This is a genomic window from Pseudomonas sp. MF6396 (genome assembly GCF_002018915.1).
GTDB lineage: Bacteria > Pseudomonadota > Gammaproteobacteria > Pseudomonadales > Pseudomonadaceae > Aquipseudomonas > Aquipseudomonas palmensis.
In genome coordinates this window covers 1-3,683 of record NZ_MVOK01000069.1, presented here as the reverse complement: position 1 = coordinate 3,683, position 3,683 = coordinate 1, and the positions used below count along the sequence as shown (strand labels likewise).

The window sequence follows — 3,683 nt, the reverse complement described above, 5'->3', positions numbered from 1 at the left end:
CCTGTACGGCGGTGATACGGCCGTTCCAGGCCTGGATCATGTCCACTTCGCCGTCGCTGATCAGCTGCGCCGACTGCCCGCCGGACGTCCACCAGGTGGCGATGTCGGGCTTGATCTGCTCAAGCTTGCGGAAGGCGCGATCGACGTCCAGCGGATAGAGCTTGTCCATCGGCACGCCATCGGCCAGCAGCGCGATTTCCAGGGTTGGACGTGGCAGGTTACGTAGGGAGCGCTGGCCCGGGTATTTTTTGGTGTCCCAGAAGTCGGCCCAGGTCTTGGGTACGTCCGCGCCTTTGAACGCGTCCGTGCGATACGCCAGCACCGTGGAGTAGCTGATGTAGCCGACGCTGTATTCGTCCTTGAGGCTGTCGGGTATTTGCGCGGCATTGGGAATCAGCGCAAGGTCGAGCTTCTCGAACAGCCCTTCGGCTTCGCCACGGATGCAGTCGCCAGTGGGCAGGTCCACCACGTCCCAGGTGACCTTGCCGCTCTCGACCTGGGTCTTGATGATCGGGTAGGCCTTGGGCGAGCTGTCCTGTTTGAGCGTCAGACCGAGCTTTTTCGCCGCAGGCTCCAGGATCGCCTTGCTCTGGGCTTCCTGATAAGCACCGCCCTGGGATACGAACGTGATGTCCTCGGCCATGGCCTGGGTGGCGCTACCGATGAACAGGGCCAGACTCGCGAGTTGGAAAGCTGTAGTGCGCAATGTGCTCATGGAAAGACTCCGAATGGTTGGCAGATTTTCTTGGGCGAGCTGTAGGTTTTGTTGTCGGTCGCTCTGCGGGACCATGGAGGTCTAATGTACCGGCTTGTCCGTGAACGAAGCGGCTACAAATGCGCGGATGAAAAGTGGTTTATTGCGAAAATGCGAACGGGCACAGTATTTCGTGCGTCGGGTGCGGGCTTGCGCGCCTGTCGCGAGCAGCCCCGAAGCCCCCGGTAGGAGCGAGCATGCTCGCGATGGCGGTGTGTTGGGTGAGTCATAGCCAAGTCATTCAGCCCACCGTCATCCGCCTCACCACGCGCCGAATCATCGGCGCCGCCAGCACCACCACCGGCAACATCGATACCCACGACAGCGCCCACGCGTTCAACCAGCGGCCGGCAAAGGCCAGGTCGAGCGCATGGGGTGTGGTGGCGATGGCGGCCGCGACCGCGCAGGTCAGGCCGGATTGAACGACGCCGAAAACGAAATGCTCATAACGGGCGGGGATTTTCATCGGGGGTTCTCGAGAAAGAGCGGGGGGGCGCGATGCCCGGCCGCTCGGGCACGATCAAGCCGGTTGCAGTTGCGCGATAGTCTCTTCGGTGGTCCACAGCCCGTGGGCGAGGAAGCGGTAATTGATGATGGCCGCCAGGTAGCCGTCGCCATCCGGCAGGCGCGGGCCGGCGGTGGCGTCGCGTACCACGACTATTTCAAAGCCCTGTTCGAGCAGTTCGCGCAGGTGTGATTCCACGCAAAGGTTGGCCGCCATGCCGGCGAGGATGATCTGCGACACGCCTTTCTTGCGCAATTGCAGCGCCAGGTCGTTGGTTTCCGGGCCGTAGACCTTGTGCGGCGAGGCGATGATGGTCTCGCCGTCGAGAATGTACGGCTTGTAGATCTCGAGGAAATCGGCGCCGGAGCCTTCGAAGTTTTCCAGGGTGTTCGGTCCCTTGCGATCGAACATGCAGATGCTGTGCATGACCTTTTCCAGCGGACCGCCAAAATGCCAGTCGTGGTCGTGCGGGTAGTAATAGTGTGGCGACACGGCCACGGGCAGGTCGTGAGCCTTGAAGGCCTTGAACAGTTTTTCCAGGTTTTCGACGGTGTTGTTCTCGACGATGCTCTCACCGAACACCGCCCAACTGGCGCCGGCAGGGCTGAGGAAGTCGTTCTGTGGGTCGATGACCACCAGGGCGGCTTTGCTCAGGTCGAGCTTGAAACCAGTGGCAGGCAGTGCGGGTTCGGCGGGGTCGGCGTACAGATGGCTCATGACGATTTACCTCTTGGGTGCTTGCGTGGATGAGACGTGAATGTTGCTTTATATAAATGACCAGTCGTCTTATTAATGAGGAAAAAAAACTCACTCCAATAGCCGAGGCAAGACCATCGATACGAAACGCTGCAGAGGTGCACCGTCGCGCAGGACCTTGCCGCGCATGACCGCACCTTCCCAGCCTTCGACGATGACACTGGCCAGCGCTTCGGCGTCGTGAGTTTCAGAGAGTTCGCGGCGCTGCTGCGCTTCACGCAGGCAGCTCGCGAGCAAACCTTCCCAGCGCGCCAGCACATCGGCCAGACGCTTGCGGGTTTGTTCGCTGCCATTGGACATTTCCAGGGACAGGTTGCCAATCAGGCAACCCAGGCTGTATTCATGCTCGCCGTGCTCGAGCACCAGGGCCTGGAAGAACTGGCCGATGCGCTCCAGCGGCTTGACCCGGGCGTCGTAGAAGATCGGCCCGTGGCGGGTTTCGATCGAGGTCCAGTATTCCTCGAGGATCTCTGCCGCGAAGTCTTCCTTGCTGGCGAAGTAGTTGTAGAAAGAGCCCTTGGGAATCTCGGCAGCGGCGGTGATGTCCTGGACGCCGCAGCCGTTGAAGCCACGGTTGTGAACCACCTGGCGGCCAATCGACAGCAAACGGGATCTGACTTCGAGGTTGACCGGGCGAGCCATGACAGAGACATCCAGTGATGAGAAAGTTTTAATAAACTAACTGGTCATCTATGTTTCGTCAACAGTCGAATTGACTGCCAATCAGTCCGCCTGCGCCATCTCGATGTACTCGAGCATCTTCTCGTTGCCATCGAGAATGTCACGGCAGATGGCCGCCCGTGCCGCCGCGCCATCGCGGCGCTTGAGTGCGTCGAGCACTTCCCAGTGATGGTCGATGGCCATGCGCTCGTTGAAGTTGCCATAGGCACGGGCGATCAGTGGGCCGGTGCGCATCCACAGGCTATCGAGCAAACCCGCCAGCACCGGCATGCGCGCGATGGTGGTCAGCGCGTAGTGAAATTGCTGATTGCACTTGAGAGCGGCTTGCAAGTCCTGGGCGTTGATCGCGGCGATGTTGTTTTCGATGCAGGCTTGCAGGTCTGCGAGTTCGCTGTCGGTCACCAGCGCGGCGGCCGTCTCCGCAGCCAGGCCTTCAAGCGCCAGGCGGATGCTGCGGATCTCGCCGTATTGCGCGGCGGTGAGGATGGGTACGCGGATGTCACGCGGGGTCTTGAGGATCAGCGCCTGTTCCTTGGCCAGTTGCAGGATCGCGTCGCGCACCGGTGTGACGCTGGTGCCCAGTTGTTCGGCCAGGTCGCGGATGCGCAGGCGGTCATCGGGCTGGAAACGCCCGGTGATCAGTGCCTCGCGCAGCAACTCGTAGATGCCACTGCCCAGGTAAGAGTGATTGAGGGTTTGAATAGGGTAGGGGTTGCTCATTGATCGCTCATCTGCGGCGGATGCCCGGCCCGAATGATGGAAGTTTCCGGCCGGGATTTCCAGATTATTTCAGACGTGCTGACCACCGTTGACATGAATCTCCGAACCGTTGATGTACGACGCGCCTCGGGTGCAGAGGAAATGCACCAGGGATGCGACTTCTTCCGGCTTGCCCAAGCGGTGCATGGGGATCTGCTGATCGACGATCAGTTCGGTCCCGGCAGACAGGATCGACGTCTCGATCTCACCCGGTGCAATCGCATTGAC

General features: G+C 60.7%; 6 protein-coding genes. All 6 read right to left on the bottom strand.

The annotated features are described in order from the left end of the window. Positions 1-715: ABC transporter substrate-binding protein (locus MF6396_RS27835; protein WP_078482011.1), on the bottom strand; the 715-nt coding region annotated here is incomplete at its 3' end. A 280-nt stretch (positions 716-995) separates the two neighbouring features. After that, complete coding sequence (locus MF6396_RS27830) at positions 996-1,220, bottom strand: DUF2798 domain-containing protein (protein WP_003465037.1); 225 nt, start codon at positions 1,218-1,220, stop codon at positions 996-998. A gap of 54 nt (positions 1,221-1,274) precedes the next feature. Continuing rightward, positions 1,275-1,976, bottom strand: a complete 702-nt coding sequence (locus MF6396_RS27825) for a cysteine hydrolase family protein (protein WP_003465039.1) — start codon at positions 1,974-1,976, stop codon at positions 1,275-1,277. Between the two features lie 90 nt (positions 1,977-2,066). Continuing rightward, a complete protein-coding gene (locus MF6396_RS27820) occupies positions 2,067-2,657 on the bottom strand; it encodes a TetR/AcrR family transcriptional regulator (RefSeq protein ID WP_003465041.1) in 591 nt (196 codons plus the stop codon). Between the two features lie 81 nt (positions 2,658-2,738). Then, entirely contained in the window at positions 2,739-3,416 is a 678-nt protein-coding gene (locus tag MF6396_RS27815) for a GntR family transcriptional regulator (protein ID WP_016487046.1), read from the bottom strand. 69 nt (positions 3,417-3,485) lie between these two features. Continuing rightward, positions 3,486-3,683, bottom strand: a 198-nt coding sequence (locus MF6396_RS27810; RefSeq protein ID WP_143133198.1) for an SDR family oxidoreductase, incomplete at its 5' end; no start/stop codon positions are given.

What these genes read in the sequence shown, in the direction of transcription:
- MF6396_RS27820 (WP_003465041.1), bottom strand. Translation starts at nt 2,657, where the DNA reads ATGGCTCGCCCGGTCAACCTCGAAGTCAGATCCCGTTTGCTGTCGATT.
- MF6396_RS27825 (WP_003465039.1), bottom strand. Translation starts at nt 1,976, where the DNA reads ATGAGCCATCTGTACGCCGACCCCGCCGAACCCGCACTGCCTGCCACT.
- MF6396_RS27815 (WP_016487046.1), bottom strand. Translation starts at nt 3,416, where the DNA reads ATGAGCAACCCCTACCCTATTCAAACCCTCAATCACTCTTACCTGGGC.
- MF6396_RS27830 (WP_003465037.1), bottom strand. Translation starts at nt 1,220, where the DNA reads ATGAAAATCCCCGCCCGTTATGAGCATTTCGTTTTCGGCGTCGTTCAA.